At 35.0% G+C, this 26,386-nt stretch carries 23 protein-coding genes and 3 pseudogenes; 10 read left to right on the top strand and 16 right to left on the bottom strand.

The window, feature by feature from the left end; all coding sequences use genetic code 11:
• The 5 genes and pseudogenes from AK212_RS07480 to AK212_RS07490 all read left to right on the top strand — a co-directional run bounded on the left by AK212_RS07480 (position 1) and on the right by AK212_RS07490 (position 4,511).
• Complete coding sequence (locus AK212_RS07480; protein ID WP_053030088.1) at positions 1 to 1,557, top strand: type I restriction-modification system subunit M; 1,557 nt, start codon at positions 1 to 3, stop codon at positions 1,555 to 1,557.
• A gap of 142 nt (positions 1,558 to 1,699) precedes the next feature.
• Positions 1,700 to 2,080, top strand: a pseudogene (locus tag AK212_RS14055) (restriction endonuclease subunit S domain-containing protein); the annotation flags it as partial.
• Positions 2,069 to 2,225 (top strand): annotated as a pseudogene (locus tag AK212_RS14060) (restriction endonuclease subunit S); the annotation flags it as partial. The pseudogenes AK212_RS14055 and AK212_RS14060, both read left to right, overlap by 12 nt.
• Before the next feature lie 50 nt (positions 2,226 to 2,275).
• Positions 2,276 to 2,785: pseudogene (locus AK212_RS14065) on the top strand (restriction endonuclease subunit S); the annotation flags it as partial.
• 400 nt (positions 2,786 to 3,185) lie between these two features.
• A complete protein-coding gene (locus AK212_RS07490) occupies positions 3,186 to 4,511 on the top strand; it encodes an RNA-dependent RNA polymerase family protein (RefSeq protein WP_053030090.1) in 1,326 nt (441 codons plus the stop codon).
• Positions 4,512 to 4,556: 45 nt separating this feature from the next.
• Here AK212_RS07490 and AK212_RS07495 read toward each other — a convergent pair whose 3' ends face one another.
• From AK212_RS07495 to AK212_RS07510, 5 genes are all read right to left on the bottom strand, one after another.
• Positions 4,557 to 5,522, bottom strand: coding sequence for a hypothetical protein (locus AK212_RS07495; protein WP_053030091.1), 966 nt, complete (start codon positions 5,520 to 5,522; stop codon positions 4,557 to 4,559).
• Positions 5,523 to 5,614: 92 nt separating this feature from the next.
• A complete protein-coding gene (locus AK212_RS13935) occupies positions 5,615 to 5,749 on the bottom strand; it encodes a hypothetical protein (RefSeq protein WP_256323729.1) in 135 nt (44 codons plus the stop codon).
• Positions 5,750 to 6,326: 577 nt separating this feature from the next.
• Complete coding sequence (locus AK212_RS07500; protein ID WP_053030092.1) at positions 6,327 to 6,932, bottom strand: stage II sporulation protein M; 606 nt, start codon at positions 6,930 to 6,932, stop codon at positions 6,327 to 6,329.
• Positions 6,933 to 7,121: 189 nt separating this feature from the next.
• Positions 7,122 to 8,027, bottom strand: coding sequence for an EamA family transporter RarD (gene rarD, locus AK212_RS07505; RefSeq protein ID WP_053030093.1), 906 nt, complete (start codon positions 8,025 to 8,027; stop codon positions 7,122 to 7,124).
• 245 nt (positions 8,028 to 8,272) lie between these two features.
• Positions 8,273 to 8,488 (bottom strand): zinc ribbon domain-containing protein, encoded by a 216-nt coding sequence (locus tag AK212_RS07510; RefSeq protein ID WP_053030094.1) that lies wholly within the window; start codon positions 8,486 to 8,488, stop codon positions 8,273 to 8,275.
• A 380-nt stretch (positions 8,489 to 8,868) separates the two neighbouring features.
• Here AK212_RS07510 and AK212_RS07515 point away from each other — a divergent pair, with 380 nt between their 5' ends.
• The 5 genes from AK212_RS07515 (at position 8,869) to AK212_RS07535 (ending at position 15,367) form a co-directional block, all read left to right on the top strand.
• Complete coding sequence (locus tag AK212_RS07515) at positions 8,869 to 10,428, top strand: PTS mannitol transporter subunit IIBC (RefSeq protein ID WP_053030095.1); 1,560 nt, start codon at positions 8,869 to 8,871, stop codon at positions 10,426 to 10,428.
• Between the two features lie 73 nt (positions 10,429 to 10,501).
• Positions 10,502 to 12,538 (top strand): BglG family transcription antiterminator, encoded by a 2,037-nt coding sequence (locus AK212_RS07520; RefSeq protein WP_053030096.1) that lies wholly within the window; start codon positions 10,502 to 10,504, stop codon positions 12,536 to 12,538.
• Positions 12,539 to 12,549: 11 nt separating this feature from the next.
• Positions 12,550 to 12,984 (top strand): PTS mannitol transporter subunit IIA, encoded by a 435-nt coding sequence (locus AK212_RS07525; RefSeq protein ID WP_033079814.1) that lies wholly within the window; start codon positions 12,550 to 12,552, stop codon positions 12,982 to 12,984.
• Positions 12,984 to 14,087 carry a mannitol-1-phosphate 5-dehydrogenase gene (locus tag AK212_RS07530; protein ID WP_053030097.1) on the top strand — a complete coding sequence of 368 codons (1,104 nt, stop codon included), beginning with the start codon at positions 12,984 to 12,986 and terminating at the stop codon, positions 14,085 to 14,087. Before AK212_RS07525 ends, AK212_RS07530 begins: the two co-directional genes overlap by 1 nt.
• A 521-nt stretch (positions 14,088 to 14,608) precedes the next feature.
• Positions 14,609 to 15,367, top strand: a complete 759-nt coding sequence (locus AK212_RS07535; protein WP_075108299.1) for an SDR family NAD(P)-dependent oxidoreductase — start codon at positions 14,609 to 14,611, stop codon at positions 15,365 to 15,367.
• 86 nt (positions 15,368 to 15,453) lie between these two features.
• Here AK212_RS07535 and AK212_RS07540 read toward each other — a convergent pair whose 3' ends face one another.
• From AK212_RS07540 to AK212_RS07590, 11 genes are all read right to left on the bottom strand, one after another.
• Complete coding sequence (locus AK212_RS07540) at positions 15,454 to 16,230, bottom strand: hypothetical protein (protein ID WP_244881425.1); 777 nt, start codon at positions 16,228 to 16,230, stop codon at positions 15,454 to 15,456.
• Complete coding sequence (locus AK212_RS07545; protein ID WP_053030099.1) at positions 16,223 to 16,561, bottom strand: PadR family transcriptional regulator; 339 nt, start codon at positions 16,559 to 16,561, stop codon at positions 16,223 to 16,225. Before AK212_RS07545 ends, AK212_RS07540 begins: the two co-directional genes overlap by 8 nt.
• Before the next feature lie 268 nt (positions 16,562 to 16,829).
• On the bottom strand, positions 16,830 to 18,191 hold the full coding sequence (gene lpdA / locus AK212_RS07550; protein ID WP_053030100.1) for a dihydrolipoyl dehydrogenase: 1,362 nt from the start codon (positions 18,189 to 18,191) through the stop codon (positions 16,830 to 16,832).
• A gap of 259 nt (positions 18,192 to 18,450) precedes the next feature.
• Entirely contained in the window at positions 18,451 to 19,743 is a 1,293-nt protein-coding gene (locus AK212_RS07555) for a dihydrolipoamide acetyltransferase family protein (protein WP_053030101.1), read from the bottom strand.
• A gap of 18 nt (positions 19,744 to 19,761) precedes the next feature.
• On the bottom strand, positions 19,762 to 20,802 hold the full coding sequence (locus tag AK212_RS07560; protein ID WP_053030102.1) for an alpha-ketoacid dehydrogenase subunit beta: 1,041 nt from the start codon (positions 20,800 to 20,802) through the stop codon (positions 19,762 to 19,764).
• Between the two features lie 14 nt (positions 20,803 to 20,816).
• Entirely contained in the window at positions 20,817 to 21,764 is a 948-nt protein-coding gene (locus tag AK212_RS07565) for a thiamine pyrophosphate-dependent dehydrogenase E1 component subunit alpha (protein ID WP_053030103.1), read from the bottom strand.
• A gap of 37 nt (positions 21,765 to 21,801) precedes the next feature.
• On the bottom strand, positions 21,802 to 23,154 hold the full coding sequence (lpdA, locus tag AK212_RS07570) for a dihydrolipoyl dehydrogenase (protein WP_053030104.1): 1,353 nt from the start codon (positions 23,152 to 23,154) through the stop codon (positions 21,802 to 21,804).
• A gap of 274 nt (positions 23,155 to 23,428) precedes the next feature.
• A complete protein-coding gene (locus tag AK212_RS07575; RefSeq protein WP_053030105.1) occupies positions 23,429 to 23,836 on the bottom strand; it encodes a carboxymuconolactone decarboxylase family protein in 408 nt (135 codons plus the stop codon).
• Between the two features lie 13 nt (positions 23,837 to 23,849).
• Positions 23,850 to 25,046, bottom strand: coding sequence for a 3M3SH-releasing C-S lyase (locus tag AK212_RS07580; protein ID WP_053030106.1), 1,197 nt, complete (start codon positions 25,044 to 25,046; stop codon positions 23,850 to 23,852).
• Positions 25,047 to 25,199: 153 nt separating this feature from the next.
• Positions 25,200 to 25,712, bottom strand: a complete 513-nt coding sequence (locus tag AK212_RS07585) for a DUF308 domain-containing protein (protein WP_053030107.1) — start codon at positions 25,710 to 25,712, stop codon at positions 25,200 to 25,202.
• Positions 25,713 to 25,810: 98 nt separating this feature from the next.
• Positions 25,811 to 26,383 carry an ECF transporter S component gene (locus tag AK212_RS07590; protein ID WP_053030108.1) on the bottom strand — a complete coding sequence of 191 codons (573 nt, stop codon included), beginning with the start codon at positions 26,381 to 26,383 and terminating at the stop codon, positions 25,811 to 25,813.
• Positions 26,384 to 26,386 lie beyond the last annotated feature (3 nt).

Below are 26,386 nucleotides of genomic sequence, written 5' to 3' on the forward strand. Positions count from 1 at the left end.
GTGTCAACGACAGAAAAACAACGTCAACAACAAGCTGATCTACAAAGAAAATTATGGTCCATCGCCAATGACTTACGCGGAAACATGGACGCAAATGAATTCAAAAACTATATCTTAGGCTTAATCTTCTATCGTTACTTAAGTGAGAAGAATGAAGAAATCGCTTCAGACTTGCTTAAAGAAGATGGTATCTCATATGAAGAAGCAATGAATAATGATACATATAAACCTATCGTTGAGAAAGAATTAATCGCACGTATTGGTTTTGTCATTGAACCTCAATACTTATTTAGTAATTTAATTAAAGAAATTGAAAAACAAACATTCCAAATTGAAGACTTAAGCAATGCCGTGAAAAACGTTGAAAACTCTACACGTGGTCACGAAAGTGAAGATGACTTTATACACCTCTTCGATGACATGGACTTAACATCAAGCCGTCTTGGTAATACAAACGCGAAACGTACACAACTCATCTCAAAAGTAATGGTTCAAATTTCAACACTACCATTCGTACATAGTGACCTTGAAATCGACATGCTTGGTGATGCCTACGAATACTTAATCGGTCAATTCGCAGCAAGTGCAGGTAAAAAAGCTGGTGAGTTCTATACACCTCAACAAGTATCTACAATCTTAGCTAAAATTGTTACAACAGGAAAGCATGACTTAAAAAGCGTTTACGACCCTACGTGTGGATCTGGTTCCTTACTCCTTCGTGTTGGTGCAGAAGCTAAAGTACGTCAATACTATGGTCAAGAATACAATAGTACGACATACAACCTAGCTCGAATGAATATGTTACTTCACGATGTGAACTATAAACGTTTCCAAATTGAAAATGACGATACGCTTGAAAGTCCTGCAGTACATGAAGAACGCTTTGGTGCCGTTGTAGCTAACCCACCATACAGCGCGAAATGGAGTGCTGACCCTTCATTCTTAGACGATGAACGTTTCAGTAACTACGGTAAACTTGCGCCTAAATCTAAAGCCGACTTTGCCTTTATTCAACATATGGTTTACCACTTAGATGACAATGGCACTATGGCCGTAGTCTTACCGCACGGTGTTTTATTCCGTGGCGCAGCAGAAGGTACCATTCGTAAATATTTAATTGAAGAGAAGAATTACTTAGATGCCGTTATCGGCTTACCTGCTAACCTATTCTATGGTACAAGTATCCCAACAAGCATTCTAGTATTTAAGAAATGTCGTGAAGCGAATGACAACGTAGTGTTTATTGACGCTTCTCAATCCTTTGAAAAAGGTAAAAACCAAAACCATCTTACCGACGAAGACGTTAACAAAATCGTTGATACCTACCGCAATAGAGAAACCATTGATAAATACAGCTATATAGCAACATTAGAAGAAATTAAAGAAAACGACTATAATCTTAATATCCCAAGATACGTCGACACATTCGAAGAAGAAGAACCGATTGATCTAGACCAAGTCCAACAGCAACTCACAGACATCGATAAAGAAATCGCAGACGTAGAATCAGAAATCAATGAATACCTCAAAGAACTAGGAGTGTTAAAACATGACTGAACCACAAAATACTCCAGAACTCAGATTTCCAGAGTTTGAAGGGGAATGGACAGAATATCAATTTCAATCGCATCTTAGCAAAATAGAGACAGGGACTAATAAGCTTGGGTCAGAAGATTTTTCAGGTCTTCCATTATTAAAAATGGGGAATATACAGCGTGGAAATTTTACATTCAATAAACTTGAAAAATTAAAAAAAGATGAAGTAGTTAATAATGAACACTTAATTCAAAATAAAGATTTTTTGTTTAATACTCTAAATACGATGGAACTTGTAGGCAAAAGTGCAACATGGATAGGTGAAAGTAATAAGTTTGCTTTTAATAGTAATATAGCAAGATTAACTTTAGAAAATATGGATACAGTATTTTTTAACTATTTATACAATACTACTAAGATGATTCATAAAGTTAAATCGCTAGCAGTAGGGACTACAAGCGTAGCTGCAATATATCCTAGAGATTTAAGAAAATTAAAATACTTTGTACCAATTTTTGATGAACAATTGAAAATTGGAGAGTTCTTTAGCAAACTCGACCGCCAGATAGAGTTAGAAGAAGAGAAACTTGAACTTTTAGAGCAACAGAAAAAAGGATATATACAAAAAATATTCTCACAAGAATTAAGATTTAAAGATGAAAATGGTAATGAATATCCTAATTGGAAAACTAAAAAATTAGATAATGTAGCTACAATTAATAGAGGGCTAACCTATAAACCTTCAGATATTCGTCAAAAAGGTGTGAGGGTTTTAAGGTCTTCTAATATTGTTAATGACAAATTTCATACATATGAAGATGATATTTTTGTAGATGAAAATGTAGTGAAGATTCCTTTAGCAAATGAAGAAGATATATTAATTACAGCTGCAAATGGAAGTCCAAAATTAGTAGGCAAACACGCCTTAATAAAAGCGTTAAAACAAGATAGTGTAGCTGGTGGATTTATGTACCTCTTAAAATCAAAAAATACTAAGTTTATTCAAATATGGATGAATACAAAAGAATATAAAAAGATTATTAATAAAGTTCAAGGTGGCAATGGTTCAATAGGTAATTTATCTAGAAAAGATTTAGAAAACGGAATAATAACAATGCCTTGTTTAGAAGAACAAGAAAAAATAGGTTTATTTTTCTCTAAAATTGACGTTCAAATTGAAGTTTTAGTAAACAAGATTAGAAATTTAAAAGAGCGCAAACAAGGATTACTTCAAAAAATGTTCATGTAATTCTGATAACGCTTCACAAGCTTATTAAATATTTAAGTTTATAAACAAAAATGATAAAATAAATATGCCTGTTACATATGGTAACAGAAAATTTTGTTTCAAATTGTCAAACTCTAATTGACTGATTTGAACATAGAGTTGTCTGTTGCTCATTCTTGTGCCAATTAGTCTACACATGAATAAGCAGAAGAAGATTATTACAAAGAATACAACATCCATATCATTCACACCTTTCAGATATTCTTCTATTAGATGATAACATATTTGTTATTTTCCCAATCTTATGCATAAAAAATTGTCGTAATGCATAAAGTATCGACAAATAGAGTGCTAAAAGGGTCGGTTTAACAGAAATTGGGTCTGTGACTCTTTATAGCTCCACATATAGTAGGTATATATAATGAAATTTATTTCTAAAAATTATTTACATATTGATTCAAAAATTTCTTATGGCAAAGTAAAAGAATATATTTCTAGCCCTACTTCAATAGCTACTCATAGTTTTCTCCCATTAATTCATAGTGACTTAAACTTCGAAAAGTTTGATGAATCCCATAAAACGTTTTATAATGACAGACCAGTTAAAGTTAAAACTAGAAAAATAATGTATGCTGGACACTTAGATAATTTCATTTATAAATATTATGCTGAATTACTAAATACTCATTACTATAATCAATTTTGTAAAAATAATGAAATAGATGATTGTATAATAGCGTATCGTAATAATAAACCAGGACAATCTAATATACATTTTGCTGCTGAAGTTATTAACAGCATAGTTATGTATGAAAAGTGCTATATTTTGATTGGGGATTTTTCAAATTATTTCAACTATATTGACCATTCGATTTTAAAAGCGAATTTAAAAAAAGTACTTAACACAAATTATTTAAATAAAGATTGGTTTAATATATTCAAGTCAGTTACTAAGTATGGATATTATGATAAAGATTTTCTAGAAGAAAAGATTGGCACTGAAAAAATGTTGAGATCCTTAAATAAAAGAAGTTTTTTTGAAAGTGTTAAGAAATTTAGAAATTTCCAACGTATATATAAGCCTAAATTTAATAACGAGAAGTATGGTATTCCTCAAGGCACAGCAATTAGTGCTGTATTTGCTAATATTTATGCTATAAATTTTGATATAAAAATGAAAAATTTTACTGAAAAATATTTAGGATTATATAGAAGATACTCTGATGACTTTATATTAATTATACCTTATCAGTTTATCGATTCACCGTTTGAAGAAGAAATTGTTTCTTTTGTTAAACAACTAACTGCGAAACATAAAATAGATTTACAAGATAAAAAAACCGACCTTTATTTATTTGATAACTCGAAAATAAAAAGCTTAAACAATGATAGTAAACATCAACTTGACTATTTAGGATTCGTTTTTGATGGTCAGTCAGTAAAAATGAGAAGTAAAAGTCCTTATAAATTTTATCGAAATGCTAAAAAACAAATTTCATTCGCCAAAGATAGAATGTTGAAAAGTGATTTAAATAAACTTCCATATCGAAAACGAATTTATAAACTCTATACTGATTTAGGTACATCTAATAATGGTAAAAATAATTTTATTGATTATGCTAAAAGAGCACAACTAATCTTTGATAAATTATCGCCACAAACTAACAATATAATAATGCAACAAATAAATAATCGAAAGAAGAAAATTGAAAAGCTACTTGGCTATAAAATTCACTCGAGATTATAAGGAATATTATCTTTGTAAAAACCTCTCTTAATTTATCAAGAGAGGTTATATGTCTTCAATAGGCTTGTGATTGTAACCAATTTCATCAATTTGCATTAAATAATTAAATAAAATTAGACTTACTTGAGATTGCTCAATATTTCTATTTCGTGTAAAATTCATTACACTCCAATTATTTGCTATAACTCTCTCTCCATATTGTTCACATCCATAAACAACCATATTTTGTACATGTTTTAAAGTATATTTCTTAGTACGTATTAATTTAGTAGCATTTTTTATTTCATGATTAATTATGTATGAAATTTCGCCCGTGGAAAAGTTTTCAAGTAATTTTTTAAAAACTTGTTCTGCACTATCAATTGAATAATTATGAAAATTTACTTCTTCCATTAAATATTTTAAATTTTCAACACTTTCATTTAGTGCGATAACCTTCCACATAGAATAATAAAATTCATTGGAAAATAGTGATTTACTTGGGTAAACTAATTGCTCTAACATATTTATATAGTCAATACCCTTTCCTTTAAAGTCTATATTTATTGAATAATAGACTTTATATGTATAAAACTCTTCTATAGTTTTATTTTTATAATCAAAAACTAAATCATTATTATTGCTCATATTAAAATTTGGAGATATAATCCCTTCTAAAAATAAATGGTCATATATTTCGCTAATCATTTTACCTGTGGGTGCTAACTTACCTTTCAATTGATTAAAAGGAACAATATATTCCAAATTATCACTGAGACCACATCTTAAGAGACAAGCTAAATAAAATCGATCTGTTTCACTTAATTCTTCTATACTTTTACAATCCCTATTACCATAACTAGAAATAATTTCTTCTTCTAACTCTTTAATAAGCTTTTGTTCTTTATCTTTATTTTTTTTACAATTTTCACAAATACAATTATTAGAGTTATCATGTCCACATTTTAAACAAAATGAAATATCATTATATAAATGTGCAGATACAGTTCTACCCTTTAACTTTTTATTCATTTTTGATTTACAATAAATACATTTTTCATCTATTATTAGATATGGAAATAGTGAGACTAACTTACTTGGTTGCACCGTAATAGAGTATTCATTTATTCATTTATTAAGTTATTTATTTTTTCTTCTGCATAATATCGATTAATTAAAGTTACAACTTCTTTAGTATTTAAGTGTGATAATTTGCTACTTAAATTGTTAAAATTAAAATCATCAATTTCATACTTCATTTTATGTACCTCTTCATTAAATAAATTTATTATTAAGTATAAACTATCAATATAAATCAAAAAAGAAAACTTTTTGTAGTAAATTAAAAAATTTCATTAACGAAAGTCTAAAAACTTATATTTACTATACTTTTTTAAATTTAAATATTTATTCCACTGAATTTAGAGCGCTAAGTATATCTGTTTTATATATTTTTTTGCCAAGCGGTGCATAATGATAAACGCGAAGATGAGCATTAGCACGTTTGTTAGACGAAAGTTGGTCAAATAAAGTGCCAGGCATTGTTAGGTGGTTTTGTGCTCATGATTAATTGGTGTAAGTAATAACCACCTATGAAACCTATTAAGTTACTTATAGTAACAATTAATATTTTTCTGTTATAGATGTACATTATGACTTTTATATAAAACATTAAGTCCTCAGAGTTGTGAGTTCTCACTAACATTCGCTGACGTTAATGTTAGTCAAAATAAATATTCCAACCACGAACTTCTTAACATCCAACCAAAACTAAAAAAGTGCATTAAAAAAGTCAAATGAACGCAGAAATAGTTCATTTGGCTTCTTGTATAAGAATCAACTCATCCATTCAAATATAAAATTAGCTACATATGTTTCTAGAAATGCAGCGATGATGATTAAGGGTAATGCGATCAATACATATGATTTGATTACGTTGATTAAGTTAACTTTTATCGCGTAATTTTCTTTTTTACTTTTCCTGAAGAGATTGGTAAAGCGGCGTGTGATGGCTTTGTTCAACATATACAATGCACTTGCTAAAATGCAAAAGCCCATGACTTCAAATGTATAATGCGGAATAAATGCAATACATCCTATCAAGCCTTTATGTAAATCAAAACTCAGAATAAAACCAAACATTATGCCAGGCATAAGAATGGTAACCACTATATTGATCAAATAAAGATAAGGTATAGGTAGTAAGGCTAAGATAAACATTTGTAGTGGCACTTGAAAGCCGTTATTAACGATATATTTCCACACTTTTTCAAGTCCTTTAGCTTCGCCAATCTTTTCGCTCGCATTTCCCATATTCTTCAAGTCATTAATTGACGGATGAACAAAATAACAGAATAGCGTAGTAATGATTACACATATCGTAGCCACTATAAAAATTTTTACGGCACGTTTAACAATATCCAAGTCAATTGATTTCAGCATAAGCGACCTCCTCTGTCACCACATATACTAACAAATCTCATACGGTATTTTAATATCTTTTTCAGAGATTTAAGGTAGACTTAATGTTCGCTTGTACACGTTCACATTAGCGCTCTAACATTATAAAAGCTATGAGGAAACCTTGCATTATCGGTTTCTTCATAGCTTATTTTAACTAAATTGAAGTGATTATTGAGGTCTTGGATTGCGTTTCATCTTCACATATTGAGAGATACTGTATAGTATGATTCCGAACCAAATAAGTGCGAACGTAACTAACTGTTGTGCGTCAAAATGTTCTTTAAAAGCAAAGATACCTAAGAAGAACATGATCGTTGGTCCAACGTATTGAATAAATCCTGTTAGAGATAATGGAATTCGTTTGGCACCTGCTGAGAATAGAATTAGTGGAATGGCTGTTACTGCCCCTGAGAATAGTAGCCAGAAGGTATCCATGTTCATACCGACTGATGACGTTCCTGTCTTCCATAAATAAATCATATACATTAATCCCGCTGGCGCTGTGACGATACATTCAATCGCAATACTGCTGATGGCTTCGATTTTAACAATCTTCTTCAACAAGCCATAAATGCCGAATGAGAAAGCAAGCATTAATGAGATAACTGGAAATTCTCCAACGCGTATCGTCATATAGAGTACTCCGATTGCCGCAAATACGATGGCTAAAGATTCAAATTTATTAAATCTTTCTTTTAGGAAAATAAACGCCAATAATATACTGACTAATGGATTAATGTAATAACCTAAACTAGATTGAAGGACGTGTCCATTAGATACAGCCCAAATGAACGTTCCCCAGTTCACCGTAATCACATAACCGGCAATAATGATGACGATAAGTTCAATTGGATGTGAGAATAAATGTTGTAAATCACGCTTGAATGTTTGTGATTTCTTTAAAACGACGATCATTAGAATCATAAAGATCATGGATAATACAATGCGATAAGCTAGGATTTCAAATGCACTAACGCCACCAATTAATTTCCAATAAATTGGCAAGATACCCCATAGTACATATGCCCCTAACGCATATAGAATCCCTTTTTTGAATTCAGTATTGGAATTCATCCAAACCCTCCTATTGGTATAACCCTGGAAATATGTATTTAGTAATACAACTATGTTACCAATAGTTAAGAAAGTTAGATATATAAACTGCTCAAAATCTCTTAAATTCCCAGTAAATCGGATCAAATTAACCCAAATTTAGACATCCATCTCTCTAACATCACACAACCCGAAGTCTTCCTTTCAATATAAAAAGAACCAGCGCCATGAAAGTCACTGGTCCTACCATAAAGCGTCGTATTCAATTATCCACCAAAGAATAAATCGACTATATCACTCGTTCTATTTTTATCAGTTTTATAAAACTCTGTATAACCACAATTCTTACAAGTGATTGTTTTAAAGTTGTTATGTTGTACATCAAACATTTTAGAAAGTCCTGAACCTGTTGCCGATAATGTCCCTTCTTCCACTTCTGTATGTCCACATTTCACACAACCGTCTCCTGTGTTTCCAGTCATAAACAACACTCCTTTATTGTTTCTCACTTATTTTATAGCCTATTTATTAATCGCTAATCTTTAGATATTAAATATCTCCAGTTGAATTACACGTTTGTTTTAAAAGATGTTTGGCATCACTCCTTTAATTCTCAAATTATAGGTAAGTCATCTTATAAATAACAATCTAAATGCAGGATTCTCGACAAAATATATGCAAAACTTGGCTTTCAGATTTGCTCGCTAATTACTTCAATCCAAACCCTAAACCCATTCGCCACGACCTTGCCACACTGTTGTCACAATTACTGTGACAAAGTGGCATTTTCTTTGTGTTGAAGACGCTTTCTTAAGCCCTTACAATTGAAGTATCAAATCAGAATAAAAAAAGAGGTGTAGTTATGGCTCAAACAGAGACACAAGAGAAAAAAGGTCTCGGCCGTAAAGTTCAAGCGTTTGGTTCATTCCTTAGTAGTATGATTATGCCAAACATCGGTGCGTTTATCGCATGGGGCTTTATTGCTGCGATTTTCATTGATAATGGTTGGTATCCTAATAAAGAATTATCTCAATTAGCAGGACCAATGATCACGTACTTAATTCCATTACTTATCGCATTTAGTGGTGGTCGTTTAATTCACGACTTACGTGGTGGTATCGTTGCAGCGACAGCAACTATGGGGGTTATTGTTGCATTACCAGATACACCAATGTTACTCGGTGCAATGATTATGGGACCACTTGTTGGTTGGTTAATGAAGAAAGTTGACCAATTCTTACAACCTAGAACACCACAAGGCTTTGAAATGTTATTCAATAACTTCTCAGCAGGTATTCTAGCATTCATTATGACAATCCTTGGCTTCAAACTATTGGCGCCAATTATGCAATTCATCATGCACATCTTATCAGTAGCAGTTGAATTCTTAGTACACTTACACTTATTACCAATTGTAAGTATTATCGTAGAACCAGCTAAAATTTTATTCCTTAACAACGCAATTAACCATGGTGTATTCACACCACTTGGTACTGACCAAGCCGCAAGTGCAGGTCAATCTATTCTATTCGCAATCGAATCAAACCCTGGACCAGGTATCGGTATCTTATTAGCGTACATGATCTTTGGTAAAGGGACAGCTAAAGCAACTTCATATGGTGCAGGAATCATCCACTTCTTCGGTGGTATTCATGAAATTTACTTCCCATATGTATTAATGCGTCCATTATTATTCATCGCTGTTATTTTAGGTGGTATGACTGGCGTAGCAACTTATCAAGCAACTGGTTTCGGATTCAAGAGTCCGGCTTCACCAGGTTCATTCATCGTGTATTGCTTAAATGCACCTAAAGGCGAGTTCTTACACATGGTATTAGGCGTATTCTTAGCAGCACTTGTTTCATTCGTAGTTGCCGCATTAATTATGAAATTTACGAAAGAACCTAAACAAGATTTAGAAGCAGCAACAGCAAAAATGGAATCTACTAAAGGTAAAAAATCTAGCGTGTCATCTAAATTAACTGGTGCCACTACTGGTACTGGCGCAGCTGGCGTAGCAGCAAACAAAGCTGAAGGTGACAATCATACAGAAGCTTCATCAGAAGATGAAGAAGAAGACTTACTTGATAACTACAACACTGAAGACGTAGACGCGCATGACTATAGCAATGTTGACCATGTTATTTTCGCATGTGATGCGGGTATGGGTTCTAGTGCAATGGGTGCAAGTATGTTACGTAATAAATTTAAAAAAGCAGGCATTTCAGACGTTAACGTTACAAATACTGCGATTAACCAATTACCAAATAATGCACAACTTGTTATTACACAAAAAACATTAACAGACCGTGCAATCAAACAAGTTCCAAACGCAATTCATATCTCAGTGGATAACTTCTTAAATTCTCCACGTTATGAAGAATTATTAAACAACTTGAAGAAAGATCAAGACAAAGCATAATTAAATAGTTTAGGAGTCGAACATAGCGCGATTGCTTCCTATGTTCAGACTTCCTTCAAAGGGGGGACACACCATGTTAATGAGTACACGTGAAAAGGAAATCATTGAACTGCTAATTAAGTATTACGGTCAATACGTCACGATTTATGAAATTGCTCAACAACTTGGCGTGTCCTCTCGTACAATTCATCGTGAATTAAAAGGCATTGAATCCTATCTTCAAGGATTCAATATGACACTTGAACGTGCGAATAAAAAAGGCATTAAGTTGTCTTGTAACGATGACCAAATTCAACTTTTAAAACAAGAAATGGCCCAACACGATACGATTGACTTGTCTGTTGAAGAACAAAAAGCGATTATCTTATACGCACTGATTCAATCCAAGCATGCGGTGAAGCAATACAGCTTGGCGCAAGAAATTGGCGTATCTGTTCAATCATTAACCAAATTACTTGATGACCTAGAGAAAGATCTCGCAAGCTATCAACTTAACCTTTATCGCAAACGTGGTGAAGGGGTATATCTTGATGGCCCTGAATCGAAGAAACGTGAGTTCTTAAGTCAATTGATGGTAAATAACTTAAATAGTACAAGTGTTTACTCCGTTATCGAGAATCACTTTGTCTATCAATCGATTAATCAGTCACAACAAGCGTTAGTCGATTTGGATAGCATCTTCAAGATTGAACGTATCTTAATGGATTACTTAGGCCAATTGCCGTACACCTTAACGGAGTCGAGCTACCTTACCTTAACCGTCCATATTGTATTGAGTATTGCGCGCATTCAAAATGGAGAATATGTATCCATAAATGAAGATATTCATCATTCTGTTAAAGACACATTTGAACATCAAATTGCTACAGAAATTGCGAAACGTATAGAGACACTATACGATATCGACTTTAATCAAGCGGAAGTTACATTTATCACCATTCATTTACGCGGTGCAAACCGCCGAACAACCTCCAAGATGTTTGAGAATAATGAATTTGACGACCGTAAAATACAAGCATTTGTAAACCGTGTTGAACGTCTATCAGGCCAAACATTTGAAGACTATGCGACACTTGTTCATGGCTTATCATTGCACATCAATCCAGCGATTAATCGTTTGGAAGCCAATATTGAGACATATAATCCACTCACTGAGATGATTAAGTACAAGTACTCTCGTCTCTTCGACATCGTGCATAAAGCGATTGATCAGACGTGGCCGGAGCTAGTCTTCCCAGATAGCGAGATTGCCTTTATTGTCTTGCATTTTGGTGGCTCCTTAAAAAGTCAGTCGAGCCAACTGCTACATGTTTTAGTTGTCTGCAGTAGTGGTATTGGAACAAGTCGATTATTAGCAACACGACTACAACAATCGTTTAATGAAATAGAGAAGATTACACAAGCGTCCGTCAGTGATTTGAAACGATTAAATCTTGAAGATTACGATGGTATTATTTCAACCGTTAAATTGGATATTTCAGCACCATTTATTACGGTTAACCCGCTACTACCAGAAGCTGACGTGACCTATGTGGCATCATTCTTAAAGACGACTGAGCATAAAGCAAAACAACATGAAATACGCGAAGTAAAACATTCGATTCAAAATCCTGATCAAGTGGTCAGGAACATCGAACAAGGCTTAGCGTTGTTGAACTCTATGCAATTTGAATATAAAGATGTAACTATTTGGAATCACTATTTAGCTGACTATCTTGAGGACAATGGCGTGATTGCGCCGAATAGTCAGACGTCATTCGCTGAGCTGTTGCAAGATAAATTGAATCAGAATCCTGGTTGGATATTGCAACCCTACCCTGTTGCTATTCCACATATGAAGGATGATTTGATTCTTCGTCCGTTGATTCTCATCACGATATTGAATCAAGAGATGGACATGCAAAGTACTCAAAATGACCTTTTCAAAATTAAATATATGGTTAGCCTATTCATCCCAAATAATGATGAAATGGCACAACTTGTCGGGGAACTATCTGCTGAATTGGGTCATCATCTCGAGCAAATTGATGACTTCATGCAAGACCCTGCCGCTATGAAACACATATTGAGAGATAGCTTTTTAAAACGAATTCAAAACCAATTAACTTAGGAGTGTATAAAATGACTGAATTATTTAGTAATGACAATATCTTTTTAAACGTATCTGTAGGAAGCCAAGACGAAGCCATCGAAAAAGCAGGTCGTGCATTAGTAGATAGCGGTTCTGTAAACGAAGCGTATATCCAAGCAATGAAAGAACGTGAACAACTTGTTTCTACATTCATGGGTAACGGATTAGCAATTCCTCACGGTACTGATGAAGCTAAAGGTGATGTATTAGCATCTGGTTTAACATTACTTCAAATTCCTGAAGGTGTAGATTGGAACGGCGAAACAGTGAAAGTTGTCGTTGGTATCGCTGGTAAAGATGGCGAACACTTAGACTTATTATCTAAAATCGCAATTACATTCAGTGAAGAAGAAAATGTTGACCGTATCGTCAATGCTAAATCTGCGGAAGAAATCAAACAAGTCTTCGAGGAGGCTGATGCATAATGAAAGCTGTACATTTCGGAGCTGGTAATATTGGTCGTGGGTTCATCGGCTATATTCTTTCAGATAACAATATTGATGTCACATTTGCAGACGTTAACGAAGACATTATCACTGCATTAGATAAAGAAGGCGCGTATAACGTTATTCTTGCTAATGAAGAGAAAACAACAACACGCGTGACTGGTGTTAGTGCAATTAACAGTGGTCAACCTTCAGATGAGTTGAAACAAGCAATTCTTGAAGCAGATATCATTACAACTGCGGTTGGTGTGAACATTCTTCCTATCATTGCGAAATCATTCGCACCAGTGTTAAAAGAAAAAGAAAATCACGTCAACATCGTGGCATGTGAAAATGCAATTATGGCGACTGATACGCTTAAAGAAGCAATCTTAGATATCACTGGTCCATTAGGCGATAACATTCACTTCGCAAACTCTGCGGTTGACCGTATTGTCCCTCTTCAAAAGAATGACAATATTTTAGACGTTATGGTTGAGCCTTTCTTTGAATGGGTTGTCGAAAAAGACGCTTGGTACGGTGAAGAATTAGAACATATTAAATATGTTGATGATTTAACACCTTATATCGAACGTAAATTATTAACTGTTAATACAGGTCATGCCTTATTAGCATATGCTGGTCGTTTCTATGGTAGAGATACTGTCCTAGATGCGGTTAAAGACGATGCTATCGTTGCAGATTTACGTCAAGTATTAGGTGAAACAAGCGAGTATATCGTAGATAACTTCAGCTTCACTAAAGATGAACAAGCGGCTTATGTTGAGAAAATTATTGGTCGTTTCGAAAATCCATACCTTTCTGACGAAGTAACACGTGTAGGTCGTGGCACAATCCGTAAAATCGGTCCTAAAGATCGTATTATCAAACCTTTATCTTATCTATATGAAAATAACTTACGTCGCAAAGGCTTATTAAAAGCAGCAGCGTTATTATTGAAATATGATGATATGAACGATAAAGAAACAGTTGAAATGCGTGAATATATTGATGCACATGGTGTAAAAGCATTCTTATTAGAATATGCGAAAATCAATGACCGTTTAGCAGATAAAATTGTAGCTGTGTACGAAGAACTATAATGCGTTAATTACTCTAACAATTGAATGCGTGCAGGTTTGCTGCTCGCTTGCTCTAGGAATTGCTGGGAGCGAAACAGAATTCTAGTGTTTAAGAATTCGTTTTTTCGCCCCCACAAAGTTGATTAGGGAGTGGGACAGAATTCTTTTAAATTCGTCGTCCCACTCCCAATCAACCACTGTGAAGCCAATCTGTTTATAATTGAAAAGAGTTAAATCACTTTATAAGCCTTTTTCAAAGTCTTGTAGGTTGTGATTTAACTCTTTTTTTACTTAGGTTTTGTCTCAGTGCTAATGCTATTCCTAGTAGCGTCTCGCAGCCTATACTTCGTATTTTAGCAAGTAAAATTTATAATTCTAGCCATCTACAATAGTTTAGTTGAACCTATATTATTAATTAATAATCATTCAAAGTCTCATAACTTAAAGTTATGAACACATAAATAAGTGATATGAATACTTTCACATTTTAAAGGAATAGTTAAATAAAGGGTGTTCATGAATATATCTTGGAGGGATTATTAATGGGAAAATTAGATGGTAAAGTCGCATTTATTACAGGTGCAGGTTCAGGTATGGGTAAAGCACAGGCCATTCTTTATGCATCAGAAGGTGCTAAAGTTATAATCGCTGATATCAATGAAGAAACTGTGATCCAAACAGCTAGTGACATTAAAGCGCATGGTGGCGAAGCACTACCAGTTACGATCGATGTATCTAATAAAGAAAGTGTTGACCACGCTGTTAAACAAGGTGTTGAAGCATTTGGTACGATCAATATCTTAAGTAATACAGCTGGTATTCTAGATGATTATAAACCAACGCTAGAAACGTCAGAGGAATTATGGGATAGAATTATTAATATCAATTTAAAAGGTACGTATCTTGTAACGAATGCAGTGTTGCCACATATGATCGACAATGGCAAAGGTACGGTTATTAATATTGCTTCTATCGGTGCATTTGTAGCTGGCGGTGGCGGTGCTGCTTATACTTCAGCGAAACATGGTATTGCAGGTTATACGAAACAATTATCATTTGATTATGGTCTTAAAGGTATTAAAGCAAACGCCATTGCACCTGGTGCCGTTGATACTGGCATGACACATGCGATGTTTGAAGAAGGTTCTGCAGATGTTATGGAAAAAACAAATTCTGTACCTGCTGGTCGTTATGGTCAACCAGAGGAAATTGCACAATTGTCACTCTTCCTAGCAAGTGATGATTCTGATTTCATCCACGGTTCAATTATTCCAATCGATGGTGGTTGGTTAGTCGATTAATGATGCAATCATATTTCAATGATGCGTCACTAATAAAAGCGTTGAGTCACTATTAATGAAGTGATTCAACGCTTTTTATCAATCATTTAAGAATGATGCTTTCGCTCTTTTCGGTTCGTATAATAAGCACGACCAAAGAATGCGATATTGATTCCAATAAGTAATACGATATACAGTACAAGTGATATCGTTAGAAATTGCTCATTAGAATGATGATGTGCTTTAAAAATCTGGCCAATTAAATTAGGTAAGCACACGATAAAGATGACAAGTGCAAATAGCTTTTGTTTCACAATGAAACATAGCAACATGACAATTGCTAATAATATGAGTCTAGTAACGATACTTTGCGTTTGATTAAGGCGCACAAGTGTATAGATTGGATATTTTTCAGCAATATACGTACTTACAATCATTAGTGTAAAAAGAACCATACCGCCTATAAACGCATAGACATAGACACGTTTAGCATCGCCATATTTTACAATTGCTTTTCTTATTAAGAACCACGGCACAATAATCGCTAATACGAAGATAAAAATTATATTTAAAATATAGCCCACCGTGAGTGTAAAGGTCGTTTCAAAGAAATCTGGTATCGTAAATACCGCAATCATAAAGCATACGAAGTACGTTAAATATTTAGGTAACCCTTTAGTGAAGCTCATTTCTTTAGAGAAATTATCCGCATAGTCTTTCACAGGCGTATTCAGAATATCGCTCACATCGCCACCATTCGCTTCTGCCATTTCAAAGTGATCTTGTAATTCATCACCAATGGCATGGACTTCATCCTCATCCTTACCTCTAAACATTAATTCTGCCTTTAGCTTTAATATATAGTCTTCCTGTTCTTTAGTCATCATATTCATCACTCCCGAATAAATTATTCATTCCTGAGTTGAGATAACGCCATTTCTCCTTAAATCGTTCCAATTCTTCTTGGCCGCTTTCAGAAATCGTATAATACTTACGTTTAGGGCCACCGTTATCTGATTTACGCGTGGTTGTGTGAACGTAGCCTTTCTTACTTAATCTAAGTAACACTGGATAAATACTACCATCGCTAATTTCAGGAAATTGGTTTTCTTTTAATTTCTCTAAAATTTCATACCCATAGGTCTCACCCTTAGCTATAAGTCCTAGAATTGCGCCATCTAAAAGCCCCTTCATCATTTGATTAGATACTGACATGTCATCACCTTTTGTTAACTATCTTATAATATAAGATAATGCATTTTAAAAAAGAAGTCAACTATCTTACAATAAAATATAGTGATACTTTAATCGCTACGCTAATTAATAAGTTACATAAATAACACATTAAAACCCCCAGCAGCTTTGGCGCGCCTGGGGGATTATCCATACTCGTTACGTAAATATTAAAATTCATTTTGTGTAATTTATAAATAAATCGCTAATGTATTTGACTTGGTTTTTGAAAGATAATGATCGTTCATATTTAATGGTATATTGCTTTTCCAAAAGATGCCTCTGCACTTTCACCAATCACTTCTGATAGTGAAGGATGTGGTTGAATAATGTGCGCAATATCGTTCAACGTACCTCCTGCCACTTTAATGCCTAAGATTTCACTAATTAAATCTGTCGCATGCGGCCCAACGATAAATCCACCTAAAATCTTGCCATCTTGCTTATTCGCTACTATTTTAACAAGTCCTTGTGTTTCACCTTTCAAGATTGCTTTAGGATTCTTCTGAAAAGACGCAGTCGTCACTTCAACCTCATAGCCCGCCTCTTGTGCTTGTAATGCTGATAAACCAACAGACGCAGATTCTAATCTTGTATAGATACATCGCGGTATATCTTCTTGATTAATCGCCTCTGGATGTTTGCCTGCAATATGTTCTGCTACATACTTACCATGCGCACTTGCGGTATGTGCTAGTTGATAACCTGGCACCAAATCACCAATCGCATAAACATGCGCATAGCTTGTTTCATAATGTTCATTGACTTGGAGGCACTTCCCTTCCTGTTCTAGATTTAACGCCTTAGCCACATGAACATTAGGTTGTCGTCCTGTCGCAAAGAGTAACGTTTCATATGGTATTTCTTTAGGTCCGTCTTTACCATCTATTTCTAAGGTTGTAGCATTTACTTTCGTTGTTTCTGAATTGGTAATAATTTGTACACCTTGTTGTTTCAGATATGAGGATAGATGCGTATGTATCTCCTCAATTTCACTAGATAAAATGTTATCGCCTTTTTCCAAAATCGTTACATCTACGCCTAAGTCAGCCATTGAAGAGGCGATTTCCGAGGCAATCACACCGCCACCAATTATCACGAGTTGTTTCGGCAATGCATCCATGTTGAAAAATGTGTCAGCTGTTTCAAAGTGTGCTTGATCTAGACCTTCGATTGGTGGTACAAACGGCTTTGTCCCTGTTGCTAAAATAATATCTTTCGCCGAGTAAATGGTCTGATTCACTTGGACTTTCAATCCTTCAAGTACTTCCGCTTCGCCTTCAATCATGTCAACATTGTGTTGCTGTAGTGCATCTCGAACGTCATCCGTTACGGTCTTAAACACTTGGTCTTTACGTTGCACTAGACCGTTTAAATCAATATCTATGTGATTCGTCTTAATTCCCCAATTGTTTGCAGATTGTATGTCTCTCACTTTCGCACCATATTCTAAAAATATCTTTGACGGTATACAACCTACGTTCAGACATACACCACCCACATGTTGTTTCTCAACAATCGCTACATGCTTTCCTAATTGTGCTGCTCGAATTGCTGCTGCATAACCTCCAGGCCCTGCTCCAATAACGATTAAATCATATGATTTAGACATCATTTGCTACCCCTTTCACCTTTGAAGTTGTCTTTCCATCCCTTAATAATGTTTGCTTTGAACATAATCACCCTAATTTGGTGTAAGCGCTTTACACCCTTTCAATTATATATTAGAGTTATATTTTTATAATTTCAAATAAACGTAAGTGACAGATTTTTTACTTTTTTAAATAAGGGACGTATTTAGAACAAGGCATGAAAATCCCCCAGCATTTTAAATGCGCTGAGGGTATTAATCGAATCAAATGGGTTTGTTATTACAGAATTAATAGATATGGATTTTCGATATATTTAGCTAATACTTTTAAGAAGTCAGCAGCACTCGCACCATCAAGAATTTGATGATCAAATGTTAAGCTTAACGGAATGCGTGATACTTGTTTGATACTATCTCCTTCCAGCACAACTTCTTTAGAAAGTGCACCTACGCCTAGAATACCTGTTTCACCTAGATTAAGAATAGGTGTAAAGTATTCAACACCACTGGTACCCATATTTGTAATTGTGAAGGTAGCACCTGAAAGTTGAATATCGTTAGTGTTACCGTCACGTACCGCTTCAGCAGAAGACTTAATTTCTTGAGCTAAGGCACCAATACTTTTAGTATCTGCATTGTTAATAACTGGTACCATTAAACCTTCATCGAGTGAGGTTGCTACACCTAAATGAACATCATCGTATTCTGTAAGTTGACCATTTTCATAACGTGCGTTCATAGCACCATAATCTTTAAGCGCTAATACGATGGCTTTGGCTAGCAATACTGTGACAGTCAGTTTCGTATCTTGATTTGCATTCTCAAGTTCCGCCGATAATTTGTCTTTAAAATCTAGCAAGCGGTCGGCATCTACTTTGCGATGTAATGTGAGTTGTGCTGTTTCATTAAGACTCTGACGCATATTTTGTGCAATACGCTTACGCATAGGATTTAATCCCTCGCCCACATTTACACTGTTAAAGCTAGCCTCTACTGTAGATTGTGTTGGCTCATCTTTATTTTCAAAATCATATCCTTGATTTTCGACACGTTGGATGTCTAGTTTCGTAATACGTTGATTACCACCCGTACCTTGAATTCGCGTAATATCAAACTCTTTATCTTTTGCCATCTTGCGTGCAAGTGGTGAAATAAAGATACGTTTACCATTTTTATGTTCAATATTATTGGATTTTCTTGTATCTTCATCATGCTTACTATCATCTTCATTTGCAGAAGTTGTATCGTTCGTTTGTTGATTTTCATTGTCTGATTGAGCGTTGTTTAACTCTACATTTTCAGAATGAGAAGTATTGCTATCTTCAGAACTCTCACCTTCGTCTCCAATAACACCTAAAGTAGATTTGACTTCTGCTTCTTCACCGGCTTGAACTTTAATTTGGAGTAGCGTACCACTGGCCGGTGCCTCAACATCTTGCGTTAGTTTCTCAGAACTGATTGTACAGACGCTTTCCCCTTGTTCGACAGTGTCTCCTTCAGCTTTAAACCATTCTTCGACTGTGCCTTCTTTCATCGTCATACCGAGTTTTGGCATAATAATATTTTCGCTCATCGTTCAACACCTCCCTGCCTATGAATTAACTTGTTTTAAGTCTTCAATTAGTTCAGACGCAACATCCAACACTTTATCTACGTTTGGTATATAGGCTTGTTCAAGGTTAGCTGCGAATGGAACTGGTGTATCAGGTGCAGTGACTTTTTTGATTGGTCCGTCTAAGTAATCGAAACCGATATCACCAATAACAGATGCCACATCTCTTGCTACATTACATTGTGGATTCGATTCATCAATCACAATTAATCGTCCTGTCTTCTTCACTGAATCTAGTACTGTTTCTTCATCCCACGGTGATACAGAACGTAAATCAATGACTTCAACTGAAACGTTATCCTCTGCTAATTTCTCTGCTGTCTCTTCAGCAACAGCAACCATTTTACCGATTGCTACAATTGTTAAATCCTCACCTTCACGTGTCACATTTGCTTTACCAATTTCTACTGTATAAGGTTCTTCAGGTACATTGCCTTTTTGACCGAGTAACGTTTTATCTTCTGAAAAGACTACCAAATTATCATCTTGTACTGCTGCCATTAACAGTCCTTTAGCATCATAAGGATTAGACGGCACAACCACTTTCACACCTGGAATAGCGGCGAACATGTTATATAGCGATTGAGAATGTTGTGCTGCTGCACCTGCACCAGCGCCATGAACTGTACGTACGACAAGTGGAATTTTAGCTTTACCACCAAACATGTAACGCATTTTTGCTCCTTGATTTAGAATCGGATCCAATCCAAAACCAATAAAATCATTAAACATTAATTCAGCAATAGGACGTAAGCCGGTTGCCGCTGCACCTACAGCAGAACTTAATGTAATATGTTCAGCAATTGGAGTATCAATAACACGGTCACGACTATATTTTTTTGCGAGACCTTTTGTGACACCAAAGACGCCCCCAAAAGTATCGTCATCTTTAATATGTTCAACACCTGCACCACCTGAAACATCGGTACCAATGAGAATAACGTTGTCATCTTGTTCCATTGACTGATCGATTGCTTCGTTAATTGCGCCCATAAATGTTAACTTGCGTTCTTCACTCATAGCGATAACCTCCTTTAAGCAAATACATCTTTATATAACGATTCGACATCTGGCAATTCACTGTCATCTGCATATTTCACGGCATCTTCGACAGCTTGTTCAGCTGCTTGTTCAATTTCATCTGCTTCTTCTTCAGTCAACCAACCTTCTTCGAGTGCTTGTCGCTTAAAGTCTTCTGTTGCATTTTTATCTGCATTACGGTCGTTTGGAGATTTAACTTTTTGTTCATCACCTTCAAAATGTCCATACTTACGGTATGTGTCACACTCGATTAATGTAGGACCTTCACCATTTTTTGCTCGTTCAACGGCTTCTTGAGCTGCTTTGTACACTTCGACTACATCCATGCCATCTACTCTGACGCCTGGCATATTATAGGCTGTAGCACGTTCGGCAATTGTTTCTGAGGCACTGGCATAGTCATGTGTTGTACCTTCACCGAATTGGTTATTTTCACAAACGAAGATAACTGGAAGATTTAAAATTGAAGCAAAATTTAGTCCTTCATGGAAATTCCCCTCATTTGCTGCACCATCTCCAAAGAAACAGACCGCTACATTCTTTTTACCTTGATTTCGAATAGAGATGCCAGCACCTGTCGCAAGACCAAAGCCACCACTTACGATACCGTTGGCCCCTAACATCCCTTTATCAATTTCCGCAACATGCATTGAGCCACCTTTACCATGGCCAAGACCATCGCGTTTACCCATAATTTCAGCCATCATACCATTTAAGTCGCAACCTTTCGCAATCGCATGTCCATGACCACGGTGGGTACTAGTGATATAGTCATCATCTTCAAGTTGTGACATAACACCAGTTGCTACGGCTTCTTCGCCTACATATAAATGAACAAAACCAGGAATTTTACCATCGCTAAAGATTTTATGCACCTTTTCTTCAAAGTATCGAATTTCATTCATCGTTTTATAAATCCAACGTGCTTGTTCTTTTTCCATCGTTAGTTCCTCCCATCACTCATGATTCGTTTTGTAATTACATGTGAATGGCTTTTCCGAAGTATGCATCCGCACTCTCACCAATAGCCTCTGATAGAGCGGGATGTGGTTGAATGATGTTAGATAATTCATTCATCGTACCTTCTGAGGCCTTAACACCTAATACTTCACCAATTAAATCTGTCGCGTGTGGACCAACAATAAAGGCACCTAATACTTCACCATACTTTTTATCAGCTACAATTTCGATAAACCCTTGTGATTCTCCTTTTACAAGCGCTTTTGCATTACCTTGAAAAGTAGATTGTGTTACGGACACGTCATAACCCGCTTCCTTAGCTTGTTCCTCAGATAAACCCACAGAGGCTGCTTCAAGTCGAGTATAGATGCAACGCGTAATATTTTCTGGAGAAACTGGATTTGGATTTAATCCAGCTAAAGTTTCAACAACATGTATTCCATGTGCGCTCGCTGCATGTGCAAGTTGATAGCCCTTAATTAGGTCTCCAATAGCATATACGTGTGGACGACTCGTTTGATAGTGGTCATCAACTTGTACAAATTTACCGTCCATCTCTATATCTAATGCTTCAGTTACTTTAATATTCGGCTGTCGACCAGTTGCCACCAATAATGTATCAAATGACACATCATCGTAATTCTCTAAGATTACTTCGGATGAGGTTAATTGACTGATCTTAGCGCTGGTCAAAATTTTAATCTTTTGACTCTTCAAATGTGCTTTTAATCGTTCACGCACCACTTCAATCTCAGTCAGGAGAATATCTTCATTTACTTCAATCATTGTGACCTTAACTCCCAAATCTGCCATTGAAGAAGCTAACTCAGTCGCAATAACACCACCCCCAATAATGGCAAGTTGTTTAGGTAATGTATCTAAATCAAAAAATGTGTCTGTAGTTTCATATTTAATATCATCTAATCCCTTAATAGGCGGGATAAATGGTTTGCTACCTGTAGCTAAAATAATATCTTTTGATTGATAAGTGTCACTATTTACCTTGACCTTTAAATCATCTGTTACAGTAGCCTCTCCCTCAATATAAGTCACTTTATTTTTCTTTAATAAATACTTCACACCATCCGTAAGCGTGTTAACAATGTGCTGTTTACGTTTCAATAATTTTGAGAAGTTCACTTTTAATGATTGTGTTTCAATCCCCCAATCATTAGCCATACTGATGTCATGCGCCTTTGTTCCATGTTCAAGTAATGTTTTAGAAGGTATGCAACCTACGTTTAAACAAGTCCCCCCTGCATTAGTTTTCTCTACTATTGCTACCTTTTGACCTAATTGTGCAGCGCGAATAGCGGCAACATATCCACCAGGTCCTGCACCAACAACAATCAAATCATATGATTCTGTCATCACTATCACCTACTCTCATAAGAACATATTATTGTGCAACCCAAAATACTCTGTAAAAACATAGAAATAAAATATGCTTTATTTTTAATGTAAGCGCTATCTTATTTCTTTAATTACATTTTATACTCATGATTTTGAATTTTCAAATAATTGTAAAATTAAATTTTTATATACTTATTTCTTAAATTTCATATCGATTTTATACGATTTCACTAACTATCTCACTAGTCTCTCAAAGCAAAAAACCTCTAGCCAAATAGACTAGAGGTTTGTGTTATGGTTGTAATTTCATTATTGCACCAAAGTTCTGTTGTGCGTTGGTGAATGTAATAAATGCAATGAGTTCAACGATTTCTTCTGTTGTTAGATTGTCTTGAAGTACTTTAATAATGTTGTCTGGAATGTGGTCGCCCATTTTGATAAACACCTCGGTAAATCCTATGCAAATGGATGATTTTTCATCTTTTAGACTGCCGGTAGGTTGACCTTTTGCCTTACAGTATTGGCACCCATTATTCTGGGCTAACATTCTTCGTATTTCTTCTTTCAATGCCTTGCTAAGTGTGCCGTCACTTTCTAGCACATCACTTAGCTGTGACCATGACTGCATGATTTTGTCTTGATGGCCTAATAACTTTTGAAATGGTGTCTGGCCGTTGTTCGATGGGGGTATAATTGACATGCATAATCTCCTTTTAAATCAATGCATCTTTTATTTTTTGTAATCCTTTTTTCATAACTTCACGTGGAATGGCAATATTGATTCTAATGTGACTTTCCGCGTTATGGACAAATTGTTCTTGTCCTTCAATGATTACGCCTGCGTGTTTGATAAAGTATTTCGCGATGGGTTCGTTGATTTCTTTTTCTTTGATGTAATAGCTTAAATCTACCCATGCGAGGTATGTGGCTTCTGGTATTTTAAATTCTGCATGAGGGAGTTCTTGTTCTAAGAAGTTTGCCAAATATTTGAAGTTATCGTCTAAATAATCATTCATAGCGGCTAACCAGTCTTCGCCTTTTTCATAAGCTGTTTGTGTCGCAACGATACTTAATGGATTCTCAGAACTAAAGTGATGTAACTTCCATGTCTTTAATAATCTTCTATTCGGAATAATGATGTTTGAGAACATTAAGCCTGCTATATTAAATGCCTTACTTTGCGACATTGCGGTCACAATCTTATCGTAATCTGGCACTGCTTTAGCAAAAGGGATATGGGTTTGACCGGCACGTTTAATGTCACAATGAATTTCATCTGAAATGATCCATACATCATTATCTGCCATGATTTGACCAAATTGTTTCAATTCATCTTCTGACCATACGCGGCCTGTTGGATTATGTGGGTTCGCAAAGATACACAGTTTAATATTTTCTGATTCTACTTTTTTGCGTACATCTTCGAAATCAATTTCATAATAACCGTTATGATTAATCATTGGAGAATAAACCGTTTCAATGTGGTTTTTATCGCATGCCATTTTAAATGGTCCATAACTTGGTGTTAAAATAAGCGCTTTGTCATCTTCATCACAAATATAACTTACAAGTTCAATTAACCCAGCAACTATACCATGAGAGAATACAAGGTGGTCTTGTGGGAATGTATAACCAAATCGTCGCTCTGTCCATGAGACAAAGGCATCATAATAATCTGTACCAAATAAGTTAGTGTAACCTAGAATCTTTTTATCTAGTCTATCTTTAATCGCATCTAACACAACGTCGGGTGTCGCGAAATCCATATCAGCGACCCACATACGGATGAGTTCATCATGGTCTTCTAAGTCTGAAGTATCTGCATCTCCAAATAAGTAACCTTTATAACCTTCAACATTCATCGCATTAGTTTCACGGCGATCAATGATTTCATCAAAATTGTACGTCACATGAATGCCTCCTATAATCATTGTTTAATATATTTTATTGTAATACTTCCAAATCATGAATTCACTTTTTAAGATTTTCTCTTCTAAATATAAAAATTGGGAGAAAGACAAGAAATTCATATAGAATTCTGTCTCTCTCCCTCCCCTGAAAATTTATGCAAGGCCGTCAATGACATAAGTTACACCTAAAATTGCAAATGTGATCGCAATCATTGTTGAAACAAGTATCATCCCCATCATAGGATTAAATAATAAAATCATTCCTAATAGCAAGCCTAAAATATTAACTATGATAGATAGTCCTTTTAAACGGCTTTGCTTAGAAATCGTAAGTAGACCGATAATTGAACTTACAATAAACCATGCGGCAAACATGAAAATAAAGAATGTTGAACTTGCTCCAACATTAAACATGACTAGCAGTCCAAATATAATATCTATAATTCCTATAACCATAATAAGTCCAGTACCACTACCAGCGACCGCTCTTGCAGCACGACGGAATAACAGCTGAATCACACCGTTAATAAGAATAAATAAACCAATAAGCCAAGTCAGCGTGTAGAAGTTTTTAACAGGATAACTAAAGATGATAACTGCCACAATTAACAGTAATGTCCCCATTATTAAGCTTGACCATTTCAATTTGTTATTATCTTGTGCCAATGTAATAACTCCTTCCAACTAAAAAACAATAATTCAAGTATAAGAAATTTATGGTCAGGTAACAATAAATAAAATTTCATTATAAAAATGATACATTTTTATAATGCGTCAATATCATCTTTAGTTGAATTTCGATATAAGTTCGTTACGCCTGTTTTTTCTAACGCTTTTACAATATAGTAGCCAAATGCACCTGATAATAACGTTCCGCTTAAAATTCTAATCGTATAAAGTAAGATTATATTCCAAGTAGATAATTCTCCCAAATAGTTAAATAACCAATCAACTGGTATAGTAAATATTCCAGCAGTCGCACCAGCTAACATAGCTACTGCTAGTTTAGTAGATTTGTATTTAAAAATTAAAAATATAATTTCACATGCTAAGCCTTGCGCTAAACTATGTAATAAGATGGACATATTAATATCTCCCGATAAAATTGTCTCCCCGGCTCCTGCAGCTAGCTCAGCTAGTAACGCCACTCCTGGTTTACGAATTATTAAAAATGCAACTACTGCAGCTATAAACCAAAGTCCATAAGCTATTTGATCTAAATGAAGACCTAATGGTTTTAATGCTGCAACAGTTAGTCCTACACCCTTATAAATCAAACCAAAAATAAAGCTAATTAAAACAGTTACCAATATATCTGCCAAATTTAAATTTTTCAACTT

Origin of the sequence: Staphylococcus borealis (assembly GCF_001224225.1) — a bacterium.
Lineage (GTDB): Bacteria > Bacillota > Bacilli > Staphylococcales > Staphylococcaceae > Staphylococcus > Staphylococcus borealis.

Excerpts from the sequence above, each read along its gene's own strand:
- AK212_RS07490 (WP_053030090.1), top strand. The coding sequence starts at position 3,186 with ATGAAATTTATTTCTAAAAATTATTTACATATTGATTCAAAAATTTCT.
- AK212_RS07495 (WP_053030091.1), bottom strand. The coding sequence starts at position 5,522 with ATGAATAAAAAGTTAAAGGGTAGAACTGTATCTGCACATTTATATAAT.
- AK212_RS13935 (WP_256323729.1), bottom strand. The coding sequence starts at position 5,749 with ATGAAGTATGAAATTGATGATTTTAATTTTAACAATTTAAGTAGCAAA.
- AK212_RS07500 (WP_053030092.1), bottom strand. The coding sequence starts at position 6,932 with ATGCTGAAATCAATTGACTTGGATATTGTTAAACGTGCCGTAAAAATT.
- rarD (WP_053030093.1), bottom strand. The coding sequence starts at position 8,027 with ATGAATTCCAATACTGAATTCAAAAAAGGGATTCTATATGCGTTAGGG.
- AK212_RS07510 (WP_053030094.1), bottom strand. The coding sequence starts at position 8,488 with ATGACTGGAAACACAGGAGACGGTTGTGTGAAATGTGGACATACAGAA.
- AK212_RS07515 (WP_053030095.1), top strand. The coding sequence starts at position 8,869 with ATGGCTCAAACAGAGACACAAGAGAAAAAAGGTCTCGGCCGTAAAGTT.
- AK212_RS07520 (WP_053030096.1), top strand. The coding sequence starts at position 10,502 with ATGTTAATGAGTACACGTGAAAAGGAAATCATTGAACTGCTAATTAAG.
- AK212_RS07525 (WP_033079814.1), top strand. The coding sequence starts at position 12,550 with ATGACTGAATTATTTAGTAATGACAATATCTTTTTAAACGTATCTGTA.
- AK212_RS07530 (WP_053030097.1), top strand. The coding sequence starts at position 12,984 with ATGAAAGCTGTACATTTCGGAGCTGGTAATATTGGTCGTGGGTTCATC.
- AK212_RS07535 (WP_075108299.1), top strand. The coding sequence starts at position 14,609 with ATGGGAAAATTAGATGGTAAAGTCGCATTTATTACAGGTGCAGGTTCA.
- AK212_RS07540 (WP_244881425.1), bottom strand. The coding sequence starts at position 16,230 with ATGACTAAAGAACAGGAAGACTATATATTAAAGCTAAAGGCAGAATTA.
- AK212_RS07545 (WP_053030099.1), bottom strand. The coding sequence starts at position 16,561 with ATGTCAGTATCTAATCAAATGATGAAGGGGCTTTTAGATGGCGCAATT.
- lpdA (WP_053030100.1), bottom strand. The coding sequence starts at position 18,191 with ATGTCTAAATCATATGATTTAATCGTTATTGGAGCAGGGCCTGGAGGT.
- AK212_RS07555 (WP_053030101.1), bottom strand. The coding sequence starts at position 19,743 with ATGAGCGAAAATATTATTATGCCAAAACTCGGTATGACGATGAAAGAA.
- AK212_RS07560 (WP_053030102.1), bottom strand. The coding sequence starts at position 20,802 with ATGAGTGAAGAACGCAAGTTAACATTTATGGGCGCAATTAACGAAGCA.
- AK212_RS07565 (WP_053030103.1), bottom strand. The coding sequence starts at position 21,764 with ATGGAAAAAGAACAAGCACGTTGGATTTATAAAACGATGAATGAAATT.
- lpdA (WP_053030104.1), bottom strand. The coding sequence starts at position 23,154 with ATGACAGAATCATATGATTTGATTGTTGTTGGTGCAGGACCTGGTGGA.
- AK212_RS07575 (WP_053030105.1), bottom strand. The coding sequence starts at position 23,836 with ATGTCAATTATACCCCCATCGAACAACGGCCAGACACCATTTCAAAAG.